Source organism: Staphylococcus sp. LCT-H4 (assembly GCF_001866145.1).
Taxonomy (GTDB): Bacteria; Bacillota; Bacilli; order Staphylococcales; family Staphylococcaceae; genus Staphylococcus; species Staphylococcus succinus.
The window spans coordinates 1,036,539-1,053,445 of the sequence record NZ_MODY01000001.1 but is presented as its reverse complement, the minus strand read 5'-3'; the positions used below and the strand labels follow the sequence as shown (position 1 = coordinate 1,053,445).

The following is a 16,907-nucleotide window of genomic DNA, read 5'->3' as shown; positions in this document are numbered from 1 at the left end:
GGTATTGTATAGAATTAAGAAAATCTTTAAAACAGCATACAATTTATAATGAATTGATTGATAGGCTGGTTTCACTTCATGTAAACCAGAATCTTTCATGTTAATCATCCACTAAATAAAACGACCAATTTTCACATCTGAAATGCCAGTTTGTTGATTATAAATTTCTTGACCTCTTAAAATAGTACGTGTTACTTGTGCGCCAATTTCACGGCCGATATAAGGACTCATTTTATTTCGATAAGCTAAATCTTCAGCAGATAACGTGTAAGAGGCATTAGGTTTAATAAATACAAAATCAGCATCTTTCCCAATAGCAATACTACCTTTTGATTCCATACCAAAACGTTGTGCTGGAGCTGTAGCGATGATTTCGGCAAACTTTTGTAATGACATTTGACGTTTTTGAACACCTTCATCAAATAGAATATCGACATTATTTTGTAAACCTGCGATACCACCCCATGCTTCAAAAGCATTATCTGTATCTTTTAAATCAGGCGTACATGGCGAATGGTCTGATGTGACAAAGCTAATATCACCCTCAATCACACGTTCCCACATGCCCTCTAAACGTGATTGTTCGCGAATTGGAGGAGAACATTTTACTACTGCACCAATATCATCTAATTCTTCTTTATAGAAATATAAATAATGCGTACAAGTTTCACAAGTAATATCAACACCTTCTTGTTGTGCCTTAACCACCTCATCGACGCCTTCTTCACAAGCAACGTGTACAATATGTACGCGACATCCAGTTTCTTTAGCGAATAAGATAATCTTGCGAATAGGTTCTACTTCAGTAAATACAGGACGACTATCTACGTAAGCACGCATCGTTGTTTCACCATTTGCTTTTGCAATTTCACCTAAACGGTCTGTAATTGTCGCATTTTCAGAATGGATGGATAAAATTTTGCCAGTTTTTGCAATTTGTTTCATCCCCTCATACAATGAATAGTCATCTACATTTTCAAAATCACCTTCGATTGAACGATCTCCACAAGTTGCTAAGAAAGCTTTATATGCCACTACACCTGCTTCGTCTAGTTCTTGAATACCCCCATTTAAATTATAAGGTACCAGACCGCCATAGCTCGCTACATCAACTGATAACTCACCTTCTCCAGCATCAAATTTCGCTTGAATAGATGTTTGATCTGTTGTTGCGGGCACTTGATTTAAAGGCATTTCAATAAATGAAGTAACGCCTCCTTTTGCAGCTGCGTTTGTACCAGTTACATACCCTTCCCAACCATCACGGTAACCGCCTCCAGGTTCAGTGATATGTACGTGTGCATCAACCATACCTGGTGAAACAATTTGGTTTTGCGCATCAATAATTTGTTCTGCTTCGCCAAGCGCTTGACCGATTGCAGCAATTTTTCCATCTTTTACAGCCACTTCTACATTGTGTTCACCATTTTCTAAAATTACCAAACCATTTTTAATAATCAAATCATACTTCATTATACTTCACTCCTTCTTTTTCCTTTGAGAATACTTTCGTTGCGTAGTGCAAAACAATGTAAATTGCACTAGATATCATAAATCCAATAAACCATGAGAAATCTGCTATTACAGCAAACGCTGGTAAGAAACCAAGTAAAGAAATAACAACACCTATGATTGTGGCAATATAAGCTGAGACATTGATACGTTGTATTTTGATGTCTTTGTCATACAAATCAAAATATAGTTTATCAATATCGATATGACATCTAGATACGAAATAGAAATGAACAATCATTACACCTGCTACTGGCCCTAAAATTGCACCAATGGCATTTAAGAATAAAAATATACTGCCTTCATTTTCCATCATTTTCCAAGGCATAATAACTACACTTAAAACTGATGCAATGACTACACCACGGCGATAATTTATCCATTTAGGTAATAAGGCACTCAACTGATATGCAGCCGGGATAATGTTACTCGTTGCATTAGTAGAAATCGTCGTCATTAATAGTACGCCCGTAGAAATCAAAATAGCCCAGAAATTTCCCCATTCATTAATAATAGTTAGTATATTCCATTCTTGATGACCTAAATAGATAGAGCCACCAATAATAATAAATACGCTTGCAATAGCGAAGAGAATATGAGCAACAACAATTCCTGAAATTTGTCCTATAATTTGTGATTTCGTAGATTTAGCATTTTGTGTAAAATCAGCAACACTAGACCCCGGACCAGCCCATACGCCTAATAATGAATTAAATATTAAGATAAATGATAGCACGGCTGGGTAGATGATGCCGTCTGTTTTTGTTGCAATTTCATAGTTCATAATATTGCTTAATCCACCTGCTACTGTTACACCCCAAATAGCCATACCGCCGAATACGATATAAATCAATGGATTTAAAATAGCAGTAAATTTATTTAGTATTTCACCGCCACCAAAACCAATTGCAAAACTAATAGCCCAAAAAATTAAAAATGCTATAAGTCCTGGAATGGAAATACCTAATATATTTATGCCATGACCAACATCGCTGAATCCTGGAAAAATTTTATTTAATAAAATAAGTAGTGCTTGGGATCCTGCAAATGTTTGTAAACCAAACCATGCGATACCAGCGACAACACCACGTAATACGCCTGGTAATTTTGCACCAACATCTCCATATGTTGCACGGAGTTGCATCGCAAACGGTATACCATATTTGGATCCTGCATAACCATTAGCGACTAATAAAAGCGCAATAACAAATGAACTTAATATCAATGCAAAAATGACTTGAAGTGGAGATAATCCAATTAATAAGAATCCTCCAACAGCCGTGTAGTTAGGTATATTATGTACAGCACCCATCCATAATGTGAAAAAGTTAAACGCAGAATTATTTCTCTGCATTGGTGATTTCGGCATAATATCTTTATTATAACCACGCTTTTCAAAAAAGGTATGGTCATATACCGTTTCGTTCCCCTGTCTTCCCATCTATATGTCTCCTTTGCTTTAATAAGCTTATAACTTTATGTATCATGCTTAACTATTAGTTTAGTACTTATGAAAGCGTTTTTCTTTGTTTAGAATGACATATCTATATGTTGAAATTATATATTTCGAACAAAATATGTGTATAATTTATTATGTATAATATATAACTTAGGTCATTTCATACAATTATAAATAAACATTCCATGTTTATAAAAATACCATTTAACTAATAATTTTGCAGCTAAAAATTTGATTATTTTAATTTTTCTGATAATAATAAAGCTATAGACTCGGAGGACTGAATTATGACAACACTTAACGAAATTTTATCCGTTCCTCAATTTAAAGGACTAGAACTGATTAACAAGAACGGAGATTTATCATCGGAGGTCACAAATTTAGATATAACAGAGAATAATGATATCAAGCATTTTACTTCTGAAAATTCATTTATTCTAACAACTGGCGTACTTTTTCAAGACAATCAAGAAAACTTAAAAAAATTAATCAAAGACTTAAGCGATATTCATACAGCTGGTCTTGGAATCAAAACGTCTAGATTTTTACATGAAATTGATCAGGACGTTATTGATTTTGCTGATGCTTTAGCATTTCCATTAATTGAGATTCCTGAAAGTTGGAATTTAGGAGAAATCACACATCAAATATCTTCTTATATTTCAGATTCAGAAACTGGAAAATTAAATTATGCTTTACACATTCAACAAGAATTAAATCAGTTATTGATTAAAGGGTTTAGTATTAATTCTATGATTGAGCGTATGAGTAAGTTACTAGGCGTGCCTATTATACTTTTCGATCCATTCAAATCACCAGAAGCAATGAGTCATCAATATAAACAAAATAAAGTATTAGCCACTGACCATATAAGATACTTTCATAATCATTATCAAGAGGCACTCGTTTATGATAAAAACAAACAAGTTTTCGAAGATAAAGATCACGTAATTTTTAAAGTTCTAGGATATACTTATTTCCCATACTATCTTATGGTCTCCCAAGTTAATAAACTCTCCTACCCATTTAGTTTATTAACTATCGAACAAGTGGTCAGTGTCCTAAGTTTTGCACTATATAAAAACACTAAAATTGAAGAAGCAGAACAAAATGACATTAATCGTTTTTTTGAATCACTCGTTCATAATCAAACAGATCAAGCATTATCAATCAATAAGCATACTGAATTACTCAAGCAATACAATATTTTCAAATCAGATTATTATCAAATTATTATTTGTAATATCGATACTCAAAGTACTTTAGAAAATAGTTATTATCTTAATGAACGTCAACAGCTCACATTCCATTGGTTAAAGCATATGTTGACTGACATTGATCCTTATATAAGTATTTATAAACTACCAAGTAATAATCGATTCGCTATTTTATTACAAAATCATCATCAGCATTATTTTGATTATTTAAAACGTATTCAAGACGATTACGGCAACACTTTTGAAGGTAGTGTTTCTTTTGGCATTGGCAATGAAGTTACAGAATTTTCTCAGTTACCTTCATCGTTCTTTGAAGCAAATGAGGCTTATGAAAATGCCTTATTCAGTAATGAAAAATCATTTATCTCACAATATCATTCAAAAGATATCAAGGAACTGTTGCAACTTATTCCAAATGAAAAACTACAGCCCTTTATCAAACATACATTAGGGCCCCTAAGTTATCCTAAAACCAAAAAAGATTTGGAACTCAAACAAACGTTACAAGTTTATATGGATAATCAATGTGATATAACAAAAACAGCTGAAAAAATTTACATCCACCGTAATACAGTTAAATATAGAATTAATAAATGTAGCAATATGATAGGTACAAATATAGAAGATCCATTACATTCACTCAATATCCGGATCGCTTTATATGTCTCAGATATCATTGATTTCGATTCATAAAACTAAACACACCATACTAGACTTATTCTTTAGTATGGTGTGTTTACGTATATTAAGCTCTATTGCATATATTGACTCTATTATTCATTTTCTCTAACGCTTCAGATCCCACTCTAGCGCTTTTTGCTCTAATTGCTTTAGAAAATGGGCTTTGCCATTGCAATATCCTGTTCTATCATTTGGAAATTGCTGCGCTAATTTTACCTTTAATTCACCGTATTCATTCGCCACATCATGATGGTAAATCAAATAGTTTCTCACTGCTAAATGACGATTAATATCCAAACTATTGTCTTTTTGAAATACATGAATGTGATGTGTTCTTGGTTTTGCTCCCTTTATAAAAAATCTTCTACCTTTAATGCCATTTTCCCCTAAGACTTCATAACCTAAGCCTTCTATCCTTTTATTAAATTTATTTACTTTTTCTATATTTTCAACCACTAATAATATGTCTATTATTGGTTTTGCTTTCAAACCAGGCACTGCAGTACTCCCTATATGATGTATACTTAACATTTCTTTTTCAAAGAGCTTTTCAAGTTTAATTTTTTCAATTTCAAACACTTGTTGCCATTCATGATGAGGATTGTGAATTTCAATTTCCATTAACAACATCCTTTCCTATTACCCCTATATTGTAGCTTAAAGAATAAAATAAAACATTTTCTTATATCTTATACTTAATAATTTATTTCATTTAAATAATCACCTAAATAGATTCCGACCAACCTTATAAAAATAATAACTTCAATAAAAAATAGTTTCAAATTTATTTAGTTTTTTAAACCTAATGGTTTGCTTTGCTAACTTAAATTTATTAAAATTTACTGTTGGGATGAAGTAAAAGGAGATGTAATTGTAATGTCGCAGAAAGTTTTATCGAGCAAAAAAAGAAATACTATTATTTTAGTTATGTTAAGTAGTGCATTTGTTGCCATGCTGAATCAAACACTACTTAACACAGCGCTACCTGCAATTATCACAGGGTTGCAAATAACTGAAACAACCGCCCAATGGCTTATTACGGGATTTATGTTAGTTAATGGAATAATGATTCCACTAACTGCATTTCTTATGGATAGATTCCATACCAAACCACTTTATATTTTCTCTATGAGTGCATTTTTACTTGGCTCAATTATCGCAGCATTATCACCTACTTTTGGTTTACTGATGTTTGCACGAGTCATCCAAGCGATAGGTGCAGGTATACTATTACCGTTAATGCAATTCACTGTATTCACATTATTTCCAACTGAAAAACGTGGATTTGCAATGGGACTTACAGGTATTGTGGCACAGTCTGCACCAGCAATTGGCCCTACACTAACTGGTTTCTTAATTGATTCCTATAGTTGGAGAGCTCCATTTTTAGTCGTTGCTGCTATAGCACTTATTGCATTTATTATTGGTGCAATTTTTGTAGAAAGTAACAATGAAACAAAACATACAAAATTAGATAAATCATCAGTAATTTATTCTACTTTTGGTTTTGGACTTATGCTTTACGCCTTTAGTAGTGCGGGTAACCTTGGTTTCACGTCACCAATCGTTATCATTTCATTAATTCTCGGACTAATTATCGTCGCTGTTTTTGTTACAAGACAAATTAAAATCGACAATCCTTTATTAAATATGCGTGTATTTGCAAATAGAACATTTTCACTATCTGCATTTGCATCAATGGTGTTATTTATTGGAATCGTAGGTCCTGCTTTATTAATTCCTATGTATATTCAATCTGGTCTAGGATTATCTGCAATCCTATCAGGATTCGTCATTTTACCAGGTGCAGTAGTCAATGCATTTATGTCAGTATATACTGGTAAAATTTTCGATAAATATGGGTTGAAAGTATTAGCGATACCAGGATTTATCTTATTAATTGTTATGACCATCTTACATTGTTTCTTAACAACAGATACGCCTTATTGGTATATTGTTATTATTTACGCTGTCAGAATGTTTGCCGTAGCATTAATCATTATGCCTTTAAACACAATTGGTATTAATGCTTTAGATAATAAAGATATCTCTCATGGTACTGCAATCATGAACTCTTTAAGAATTATTGCTGGTGCAATTGGTACTGCAATCATGATTACCATACTTTCTATAGTTCGTTCACATTATGTTGAATCTGGTAACAGTCACTCTATACAACACGCTACTGTACTTGGCGTAGATGCTGCCTTTGGATTTACAACAGTACTGTTGATTATCGGATTTATCCTAACATTGATGATTCGTACGAAAAAAGAAATTACAAACAGTCGTGAAGTATAATAAAAAGCCCCTCATCCATAGTGATGGGGGCTTTTTATTTGAATTATAGGACTATAAAATCACCTCTTCGAATCGATTTATTTACAAACATCTTTTGCTCGTTCTAAAAACAATTGTGCTGCTTTTGAAAAAGTATGATCTTTTCTCCAAACAATATTATGTTTTGCAATTAATTGTGGTTTTAATGGTATAAAGCATAAGTTATTTTCAACAGATGCTTCAATGATACTGTCTAAAGTAATGGCATAACCCACATCTTCTTTGACCATCAATCCGGCATTATAGGCTAGGTTAAATGTTGCTACAATATTCAATTGGTCAAAAGCATCGCCAAACCACCCTGCAAACTCATTATTTGAAAGTGACCTATCTAGTACTTGTCTCGAACATATCAGTGGCATGTGGAGAAGCTCTTTTTTTTCAATAAATGATTTTTTGGATAAAGGGTGATCCCGCTTTACGACTATACCCCATTCATCATAAGAAGGTAAATTTAAAGCTTTATATTTATTTAAATTTGCTGGTTGAATTAAGATTCCAAAATCTAATAACCCTTTATCCAATCTACTTGTAATATCTTCCGCATTACCACTATAGACATGAAAATGTATATTAGGGTGTTGTACTTGAATGCGCCTAAAGATATCCGCAATAATTCTAATACCTTTTGTTTCTCCACAACCAATATAGACATTACCTTCTACTTGTTTATCTAAAAATTTAAATTCATCTTGTATTTTTTGCGACATTTCAAGCAATTCTTCTGCTCTTTTCTTTAATAAAATGCCTTCTTCCGTAATGTGAATATTGTGATTGCTTCTTTTAAATAATTTAACGCCCATTTCACTCTCCAAGTCTTTAATTTGGCGTGATAATGTTGGTTGCGTAATATGTAAGGCGTTTGCTGCACGTGTGATACTTTCTTCTTTTGCTACAGTGACAAAATAATATAAGGTTCTCAATTCCATTTAATACCCACCTTTGTTATTCATTTTTTGTATATCTGGAGATAATAATTAGGTATTTGTTATATCTTATTATACCCTTTACACTTTATGTATCAAACTTTGTATCATTTATTGAGGAGTGTATCGACTTTGAACAACAATAAATTAATCGTACTCATATTAACTATTGGTGTTTTTGGTATTTTAAATACTGAGATGGGATTTATAGGGTTAATCCCTCAAATTGCCAAACAATTTAATGTGACTACTGCTACTGCTGGCTGGTTAGTCTCAGTTTTTGCAATTGGTATTGCTTTATCTGGACCAATTACTCCATTACTACTGTCTAAAATAGAAAGAAAAAAAGTAATGTTATTCGTTTTAACCATCTTCGTAATAAGTAATTTGATATCTGTATTTACATCAAGTTTTGCTGTCTTATTACTTGCACGAATTATTCCAGCTATTTTCCACCCAGTATATACTGCTTTAGCTTTTTCAGTTGCAGCTGATTCAGTAGATAAAAAAGATGTACCTAAGGCTGTATCACGTGTATTTATTGGTGTATCAGCTGGCATGGTTGTGGGCGTTCCTATCGTTAATTTTTTAGCTACTCAATTTAACTTACAAATCGCCTTATTGTTCTTTGCACTAATAAATCTCATTGTTCTTATTTTGACTTTATGCTTTGTACCTACCATGCCAAGCGAATCATCTCACTCGTATAGTTCACAATTAAAAGTATTAAAACGACCATTGACTTGGATTTCAATCATTGCAGCTATATTTTTTAATGCAGCCATTTTTGGTGTTTATAGTTATTTGACTGATTACTTAAATATCGTTACAGAAATTCATGGAAACCTCGTTTCAATTACACTTTTCTTATATGGCTTTTCAAATATATTAGGTAATATTATTGCTGGAAAATTATTAACGATGATTCCTAAAAAAGCAATGTTATTATTACCTTTTGCTTTAATTATAGTATATGGATTTATGTTTAGTTTAGGATCATTTTTTATTCCTATGATGGTTATTACAATGGTATGGGGAATTTTAGCAGGCCTTACCGCAAATACAACTCAGTTTATGATTACTTCATCAGCGCCTGATGCACCTGATTTATCTAATGGAATCTTTTTATCCGCTGTTAATACAGGAACAACAATTGGTACGTTTATAGGCGGTTTATTCATCGCTACGTTAGGTTCGAATTATGTTTTGATGATTGGTATATTAGCTAGTATCGTCAATGTTCTATTAATTGTAATTAGAAATAAAAAGTTGACGATAGTTTTTAACTTAATAATATAAACAACCTCTATATTCATTATATAGAGGTTGTTTATATTATTAAAAAAAGACATAAAAAAAAAGACGAGTTAGACTCGTCTTTTAACCGTTATTATAGTTTAACAACGTTTGCTGCTTGAGGACCGCGGTCGCCGTCAACGATTTCGAATTCAACAGCTTGTCCTTCTTCTAATGATTTGTAACCGTCTTGAGTGATAGCTGAGAAGTGAACGAATACGTCGTTTCCACCTTCAACTTCGATGAAACCAAAACCTTTTTCTGCGTTAAACCATTTAACTGTACCGTTATTCATATTAAATTCCTCCATGTGCTTTTGCACGAATATTTGTAATCTGTCTAAAAAAATCAAAAGGAGTAAATTCAAAAGAATAAAACTACAAATCAATTTCACGAACTAAATTACTTAATACCTATTATAACTGTAATACTTGTGTTTGTATACCCCTTTTTGTAATTTAATTTAAATATTTAATCTGTAGCTTAAATATATTGTATTAAACTACATATTATTTTATATATAAATCCTTATGATTGTATGTATTTCATCATGAACAAGTAACTACTTCTCTTAATATTCATTGACTCAATGCGGTGAATAGTTTCAACAATTTCATGTATATATAAACTTTAATAAATACTTTTAAATTATGATTTTCACCCATTAGAATAAAAGTATCAGCACAAAACCCCCTTTAGCCTATGCCTAAGGGGGTTGATTCATTCTATACTATTATTCCCACTCGATTGTGCTTGGTGGCTTAGAAGTAATGTCATAGACAACGCGGTTAACGTGGTCCACTTCATTTACAATACGACTTGAAATCTTTTGTAAGACTTCCCAGTCAATACGTGCAAAGTCACTTGTCATACCATCAATAGAAGTTACTGCACGAATACCTACTGTATGATCATACGTACGGTAGTCTCCCATAACACCTACAGATTGGATGCCTGGTAATACTGTGAAATACTGCCAAATCTCGCGTTCAAGCCCTTCCTCACGGATAACTTGTCTTAAAATTGCGTCAGATTCACGTACGACCTCTAGTTTATCTTCTGTAATTTCACCTAAGACACGAATACCTAGACCTGGTCCTGGGAATGGTTGTCTCCATACTAAATGTTCTGGAATACCTAATTCGATACCTAATTCACGTACTTCGTCTTTAAACAATGTATTAATTGGTTCTATAAGTTGGAAGTCCATATCTTCTGGCAATCCGCCCACATTGTGATGTGATTTAATCGTTTGAGCAGTCTTCGTACCTGATTCAATAACATCTGTATACAGCGTACCTTGTGCTAGGAAATCTACGCCTTCTAATTTAGATGCTTCATCATCAAATACATACACAAACTCGTTACCGATAATTTTACGTTTTTGTTCAGGATCTGAAATACCTTTTAATTTACTCATGAATCGTTCTTGTGCATTGACACGAATAATATTCATGTTAAAGCCTTCACCGAACTGATCCATAACCATATCGCCTTCGCCTTTACGTAATAAACCGTGGTCTACGAAGATACACGTTAATTGATCACCAATTGCTTTGTGTAGTAATACTGCTACAACAGATGAGTCTACGCCACCACTCATGGCACATAATACTCTGCGATCTCCAACTAGGTTACGAATTTTTTCAATTTCAATTTCAATGAAATTTTCCATTGACCATTCTCCTGTACAATCACAGACACGGCGAACAAAGTTACGTAATAAATCATTGCCGAATTCAGTGTGACGTACTTCTGGATGGAATTGTACGCCATAAATGCGACGTGCTTTATCTTCAATTGCTGCATAATTTGTACTTGGACTATCAGCAATCACTTCGAAACCTTCTGGGATTTCGATTACTTTATCTGAATGGCTCATCCAAACATTTTGTTCTTCAGGTAAACCGAAGAATAACTCGTCTGTCTTAGCATTTATAACTGCTTTACCGTATTCACGTTCGTTGGCACGTTCAACTTTACCACCTAGTAATTTAGTTGTTAGTTGCATACCATAACAAATTCCTAAAATAGGAATGCCTAGATTATAAATTTCTGGATCAATCGTAAATGAATCCTCTTCATATACTGAGTTTGGTCCACCAGAAAGAATAATACCTTTAGGATTTAATTGCTTAATCTCATCAATACTTATTTCGTGGTCGTGTAATTCGCTATATACACCCATTTCACGAATACGACGTGTAATTAGCTGGTTGTATTGGCTACCAAAGTCTAAAACAAGTATGAGCTCTTGCTCTTTCGCCATTTCCATAACTTTAAATCTCCTTTAACTTAGAATGAATAATTTGGTGATTCTTTTGTGATTTGAATGTCATGTGGGTGACTTTCTGCTAAACCAGCAGGTCCCATGCGTGTAAATTGAGCTTCTTCTCTTAAAGCTTCCAAATTACGTGAACCAGTATAACCCATACCAGATCTTACGCCGCCCATAAGTTGATAAACTGTATCTTGCAGTTGTCCTTTAAAAGCAATACGTCCTTCAATACCTTCTGGAACGAATTTTTTAGGCGTTTTATCTTCTTGGAAATAACGATCGTTAGAACCACTTTCCATAGCGCCTAAAGAACCCATGCCACGATAAACTTTATACTGTCTACCTTGGAATACTTCAGTTTCTCCTGGGCTTTCTTCTGTACCAGCAAGTAAGCTACCTAACATAACTGCATGTCCACCAGCAGCTAATGCTTTAATGATGTCTCCTGAGAATTTAATACCGCCATCAGCAATAATCGCTTTACCATGTTTACGTGCTTCAGTTGCACAATCATAAACAGCTGTGATTTGTGGAACACCAACACCTGCTACTACACGTGTAGTACAAATTGAACCAGGACCTATACCAACTTTAACAACATCGGCGCCTGCTTCGTATAATGCTTTTGTACCTTCAGCTGTAGCAACATTACCAGCAATTAAAGTAACTTGTGGGAATTTCTCTTTAATGTGTTTAACTTGTTGTAATACGCCTTTAGAATGACCGTGCGCTGTATCGATAACTAATGCATCTACGCCAGCTTCTACTAATTTTTCAGCACGGATATCAGTATCTTTCGCAATACCAATTGCTGCTCCAACTAATAATCTACCATGAGCATCTTTAGCAGAATTCGGGAATTCAAGTACTTTTTCGATATCTTTAATTGTGATTAAACCTTCTAAGCGACCTTCTTTTACTAATGGAAGTTTCTCGATTTTATGCTGTTGTAATAAATGTTCAGCTTCATCCAAAGTTGTACCAACTGGAGCAGTCACTAAATTATCTTTTGTCATAACATCAGAAATTTTAATAGAAAAGTCTTCAATAAAACGTAAATCACGGTTAGTAATAATACCTACAAACTGTCTATCTGATGTATTATTAACAATCGGCACACCTGAGATACGATATTTGCCCATTAATGCTTCCGCTTCATAAACACTTTCTTCAGGCGTTAAGTAGAATGGATTCGAAATAACACCATTTTCAGAGCGTTTTACTTTTTGAACTTCATCTGCTTGATCTTCGATGTTCATATTTTTGTGAATAACACCAAGACCACCTTGTCTCGCCATTGCTATAGCCATTTTTGATTCAGTCACTGTGTCCATACCTGCTGAAAGGATTGGTATGTTCAATTTAACACCTTCTGATAATTGAACACTTAAATCTACTTCTTTCGGTAAAACATCTGATTCTGCTGGTAACAATAACACATCGTCAAAAGTTAAAGATTCTTTTTCAAACTTATTTTCCCACATACTCGTACAGCCTCCTATTATTTGTTTGATAGTTACATTATTTCATAACTTCCGTTTTTTGTTGATACTTAATTCCATTAAAAAAGAAATTTAAAATAATTGCCGAAATTGCTCCAAGGACAATACCATTTTGCGTTAACCATGCAAACTGCTCACCTAAGGCTTTAAATGCTTGAGGTACTGCACTTATACCCGTTCCTAGTCCAACTGATACAGCAATAATCAACAAATTATTTTGATTCTTAAAATTAATATTACCTAATATACTAACACCATATGCCATAACCATGCCAAACATTGCTATCATAGCGCCACCTAAAACTGGAAGTGGGATCATATTTGCTAAGGCACCTAATTTAGGAATACAGCCACAAATAAGCAATAATATAACCATGCCATAAATAACATTATTCTTTTTAGCGCCTGACAATGATACTAAACCAACATTTTGCGAATATGCTGTATAAGGAAACGCATTAAATATTGATCCTAATATGATGGCAATTCCTTCCGCAGTATAACCCTTGCGAAAATCTTTACGTTCAAGCTTTTTCCCAGTAATTTCACTTAAAGCGTGATATACACCTGTGGATTCAATTAAACTGACTAATGCAACAATAAAGAATACAAGTGTTGCACCGAAATCAAAACTAAACGTAGCAAATCTAAATGGTTGCGGTAGCGCAAACCAATGCGCAGACCCGATTTGATTTACATCTACGATACCTAAGAATGATGCTAGAACTGTGCCAACAATCAATCCTATTAAGATAGCAATGGATTTTAAAAATCCCGTCGTTAGCCGTTGTACTATAAGAATAATAATTAATGTCGTTGCTCCAAGTATAATATTCTTAGCATCACCATAATCTTTTGCGCCTTCACCACCCGCTAAGTAATTCATTGCAACAGGCATTAAGTTAATACCAATAATTGTTACAACGCTTCCTGTAACTACTGGCGGGAAGAACTTCACTAGATGTGAAAAAAATGGCGCAATGATTACGACTAAAATTCCCGATAAGAATAAAGAACCGTACAAATCACTAATGCCTTTCGTTTGTCCAATTAAGATCATCGGTGCAACAGCTGTAAAAGTACACCCTAATACAATAGGAAGACCGGTACCCGTGCCTTTCCAAACTTGTAAGAATGTTGCTAAACCGCACATAAATATATCCACAGTAACTAAGAAAGCAATTTGTTCTGGCGTAAAATCTAAACTTGTTCCTACTATTATTGGTACAAGTATAGCCCCTGCATACATTGCTAACAGATGCTGTAAACTTAAAATGAAGGTTTTCATACTTCTTCTCCTACAAATGTTACCTTATTACCACTTAAAGAAGCCACTTTACATAATGATGAAACCTTAAGACCTGCTTGCTCTAATCGTTCTCTACCTGGTTGGAAACTCTTCTCTACTACTATACCCACGCCCACAGTTGTTGCCTGCGCTTGTTGTACTATCTCATTTAATCCAAGTGAAGCATCACCATTTGCTAAAAAATCATCGATGATTAATACACGGTCATGCGCTCCAAGAAACTCCTTAGCGACGATGACAGTGCTTGTTGTGTTTTTTGTGAATGAATGAATATCTGCTTGATAGGCCTCTTTTGTTAAAGTGCTAGGTTTTGCCTTTTTAGCAAATAAACATGGCACATCAAAATGCATGGCCGCCATAATTGCCGGGGCAATACCTGAAGCTTCTATCGTTAATATTTTAGTAATACCTGCTTCTTTAAATTGTTCATAAAAAGTCTGTCCCACGCTATGCATTAACTTTGCATCAATTTGATGATTTAAAAATCCGTCAACTTTTAAAATCTTTTCATCAATCACTACACCATCTGCTTCGACTTTCTGTTTCAACAAATCCACTCGAAAAAACCTCCTCATTTTGTGTACAAAAAAAACCCTAAACTAACTTAGTTTCAGGATCTATGAGTGAACTTGCAATACCAAAATCAGTGATTCTCCAACTTATAACTTGTGCTGTTGTAATTAAACCTTCTACATTCATTTCCCAATTATATGTATAAAAGTTAGACTAACATCAACGTTGGTATATATGTCCTATATAAGTGTTTAAAGTCCAAACAACTTAAAGAACGGCTGAATACGAATTACTTGTGTATTGTATAGGTTACTCATAGTCACATCGTTAATGGCGACATGGTAGAAACTTCTAAAGCCGTATCCTTTAGATTATATGAGTTAGATAAATTATTAACTGATGATAGCAAACTTCGGCCTTCTTTTCAATATGAACTTTATATGTAATCGCTTTACACCAATGTTTATTTAATCTCATCCTCAATATGTAATCGCTTTAAATACTGTTAAATTCATATTTGTCTTGTCCAAAACTTCGTTATATAATAAAGTTATATTCGTTTTACATCATATTTATAAGGGTAAGTATTAATTATTCACAGAACAACGGATGGAGGGGCTTTAAATGTCAGATTTCACTATTGTAGAAAACAGCGAAGACGCATTATTAAAAACGATTAGAACTAAGCTTTCTGAGGGCTATAAAGAATCAGAACTATCAGTAGTTAGTAAGTCTAAACTTCATATTGAAGAATTAAATGATTCTGAAGTGAGTTTAACTTCGACGAGTGGCACATTTAGTGATAAAATGGCACGACTTTTAGTTGGAGAAGATGGAGAAGATATTGTCTTGTCTTATTTCAATCTTTCCGAAAGTGATAAAGAAAGATATAAAAAAGAGATTTTAGATCATAAATATATTGTAATAGCGACAAAAGATACTTCTTCTCATGAAGAAGTAGAAGAAGCTAACGCTGCTTATGATCCGAATGAAGAACTTAATCACTATGCTGAAGAATCAAGAGGACCTAAATCTTAAGTAGATCACTCACTTTGTGGACATTAACGACCTAAGTTAATGTCCACTTTTAAGTTACATACATAACTATTCAAAGACTAGATTAATGATATAAAATTGACTATGTTATAATGAACGCAATAATTTTTGGGGGAGGATCATCTATGGAGTTTAAAACCATCACATCAATTGACGATCCATTGTTTGATTTAGCTATCAAACTATACGATGGAAAATTTGATATCGGTTTATCAGAAGAAGAACATATATTCAAACAATCTTTAAAGAATGTACATACAAAGGATGATTATGTATTTTTAGTAGGTATAGAAGATGGTGCCCCTGTAAGTCTAGCGACTGCACACTACGAAGCTACCACAAATTCTGCCTTTTTAATCTATTTAATCGCCAATGACCAGCCAAACCATGACGAATTAATCACTTTAACACTAGAACGTATCCAAGCTGAAATCAACACTTTATCTAACCAATTACATTCACATGATGTCAATTTCATTATGTTAGAAGTAGAAAAAGAACCAGATGAAATTTCTGAAGTTGATGTACAGGTCTTGGATAACAGACGTCAATTTCTCTTCGAACATGGTTTCGAAAGACAATTTGATATTGATTATTTATCACCGGGCATTCATGGAAATTCAAATGGTATACCAAAAGACTTGTTTATAAAATCGAATATCGAATTGACTAAAGACATCTTTGGTCCAAGCATTAAATCAAATTACATTTTGAAATATGTGTTTGCTAATAGAATCTCTAGGAGTATTATTTATCCATTACTTGAAGAAATGGATTTGCGCAAACGATTGTGAGAACCACTTGAAATCACTATTAAA

The 16,907-nt window shown here is 33.5% G+C and carries 14 protein-coding genes and 1 riboswitch; of the genes, 5 read left to right on the top strand and 9 right to left on the bottom strand.

All coding sequences use genetic code 11. The features are described 5' to 3' along the window. Positions 1-111 precede the first annotated feature (111 nt). Positions 112-1,473, bottom strand: coding sequence for an allantoinase AllB (gene allB, locus BK821_RS04725; RefSeq protein WP_071331321.1), 1,362 nt, complete (start codon positions 1,471-1,473; stop codon positions 112-114). Beyond that, positions 1,463-2,953, bottom strand: coding sequence for an allantoin permease (gene allW / locus BK821_RS04720; RefSeq protein WP_071331320.1), 1,491 nt, complete (start codon positions 2,951-2,953; stop codon positions 1,463-1,465). The genes allB and allW overlap by 11 nt, the downstream gene beginning before the upstream one ends. A 305-nt stretch (positions 2,954-3,258) precedes the next feature. Between allW and BK821_RS04715 the strand changes: the two genes are divergently transcribed. Continuing rightward, positions 3,259-4,881: a PucR family transcriptional regulator gene (locus BK821_RS04715; protein ID WP_046836884.1), complete on the top strand. Its 1,623-nt coding sequence runs from the start codon at positions 3,259-3,261 to the stop codon at positions 4,879-4,881. A 93-nt stretch (positions 4,882-4,974) separates the two neighbouring features. Here BK821_RS04715 and BK821_RS04710 read toward each other — a convergent pair whose 3' ends face one another. Continuing rightward, on the bottom strand, positions 4,975-5,490 hold the full coding sequence (locus BK821_RS04710) for a GrpB family protein (RefSeq protein WP_046837025.1): 516 nt from the start codon (positions 5,488-5,490) through the stop codon (positions 4,975-4,977). Between the two features lie 255 nt (positions 5,491-5,745). Here BK821_RS04710 and BK821_RS04705 point away from each other — a divergent pair, with 255 nt between their 5' ends. Beyond that, a complete protein-coding gene (locus BK821_RS04705) occupies positions 5,746-7,170 on the top strand; it encodes an MDR family MFS transporter (protein ID WP_046836885.1) in 1,425 nt (474 codons plus the stop codon). 77 nt (positions 7,171-7,247) lie between these two features. On the opposite strand, the gene BK821_RS04700 is transcribed toward BK821_RS04705, so the two are convergent. Next, positions 7,248-8,138 (bottom strand): LysR family transcriptional regulator, encoded by an 891-nt coding sequence (locus BK821_RS04700; protein WP_071331319.1) that lies wholly within the window; start codon positions 8,136-8,138, stop codon positions 7,248-7,250. Positions 8,139-8,267: 129 nt separating this feature from the next. On the opposite strand from BK821_RS04700, the gene BK821_RS04695 reads away from it, so the two are divergent. Beyond that, a complete protein-coding gene (locus BK821_RS04695) occupies positions 8,268-9,434 on the top strand; it encodes an MFS transporter (protein ID WP_071331318.1) in 1,167 nt (388 codons plus the stop codon). A gap of 91 nt (positions 9,435-9,525) precedes the next feature. On the opposite strand, the gene cspD is transcribed toward BK821_RS04695, so the two are convergent. The 5 genes from cspD to xpt all read right to left on the bottom strand — a co-directional run bounded on the left by cspD (position 9,526) and on the right by xpt (position 15,077). Continuing rightward, positions 9,526-9,726, bottom strand: a complete 201-nt coding sequence (cspD, locus tag BK821_RS04690) for a cold-shock protein CspD (RefSeq protein ID WP_046836888.1) — start codon at positions 9,724-9,726, stop codon at positions 9,526-9,528. A gap of 438 nt (positions 9,727-10,164) precedes the next feature. Continuing rightward, positions 10,165-11,706, bottom strand: coding sequence for a glutamine-hydrolyzing GMP synthase (guaA, locus tag BK821_RS04685; RefSeq protein WP_046836889.1), 1,542 nt, complete (start codon positions 11,704-11,706; stop codon positions 10,165-10,167). 20 nt (positions 11,707-11,726) lie between these two features. Beyond that, on the bottom strand, positions 11,727-13,193 hold the full coding sequence (guaB, locus tag BK821_RS04680) for an IMP dehydrogenase (RefSeq protein WP_046836890.1): 1,467 nt from the start codon (positions 13,191-13,193) through the stop codon (positions 11,727-11,729). Positions 13,194-13,230: 37 nt separating this feature from the next. After that, the gene (pbuX, locus tag BK821_RS04675; RefSeq protein ID WP_071331317.1) at positions 13,231-14,499 is read right to left on the bottom strand and encodes a xanthine permease PbuX; all 1,269 of its coding nucleotides are present in this window, start codon (positions 14,497-14,499) and stop codon (positions 13,231-13,233) included. Next, positions 14,496-15,077, bottom strand: coding sequence for a xanthine phosphoribosyltransferase (gene xpt, locus BK821_RS04670; RefSeq protein WP_046836892.1), 582 nt, complete (start codon positions 15,075-15,077; stop codon positions 14,496-14,498). The genes pbuX and xpt overlap by 4 nt, the downstream gene beginning before the upstream one ends. Positions 15,078-15,329: 252 nt before the next feature. Continuing rightward, positions 15,330-15,432, bottom strand: a riboswitch (purine riboswitch). Between the two features lie 225 nt (positions 15,433-15,657). Between xpt and BK821_RS04665 the strand changes: the two genes are divergently transcribed. After that, on the top strand, positions 15,658-16,071 hold the full coding sequence (locus BK821_RS04665) for a general stress protein (RefSeq protein ID WP_071331316.1): 414 nt from the start codon (positions 15,658-15,660) through the stop codon (positions 16,069-16,071). A 143-nt stretch (positions 16,072-16,214) separates the two neighbouring features. Further along, positions 16,215-16,883, top strand: a complete 669-nt coding sequence (locus BK821_RS04660; protein ID WP_046836894.1) for a hypothetical protein — start codon at positions 16,215-16,217, stop codon at positions 16,881-16,883. The last annotated feature ends 24 nt before the right edge of the window (positions 16,884-16,907 follow it).